Origin of the sequence: Pseudomonas sp. HY2-MNA-CIBAN-0224 (assembly GCF_040310285.1) — a bacterium.
Lineage (GTDB): Bacteria > Pseudomonadota > Gammaproteobacteria > Pseudomonadales > Pseudomonadaceae > Aquipseudomonas > Aquipseudomonas helleri.
This window is the reverse complement of the sequence record NZ_JBEOPQ010000690.1, coordinates 1-256: the sequence shown is the minus strand read 5'-3', so window position 1 is coordinate 256 and position 256 is coordinate 1. Positions and strand designations below refer to the sequence as shown.

Annotated in this window: 1 protein-coding gene; it reads left to right on the top strand. The window is 50.0% G+C overall.

Going from position 1 to position 256, the window contains the following annotated elements; translation table 11 throughout:
- A partial coding sequence (locus tag AAEZ03_RS28075; RefSeq protein ID WP_350583211.1) for a tRNA-dihydrouridine synthase occupies nucleotides 1–256 on the top strand: 256 nt, incomplete at both ends.

Genomic DNA, 256 nt, shown 5'->3' with positions numbered 1-256 from the left:
GTACAGGGGCGCTGATACATGGTAATCGAGCACGGCATCTACGCTTTGACGCGCTCGAGCAGCCTATCGTGCTGCAACTTGGCGGTGCATATATTGATGAGATGACCCAGTGTGCCGAGTTCGCGCAACAGCATGGTTATGATGAGGTTAATATCAATGTTGGTTGCCCATCGGATCGCGTCCAACATAATAAAATTGGCGCTTGTCTCATGGCCGAGCCAAATATTGTCGCTGACTTGGTCAAACACATGCAAAC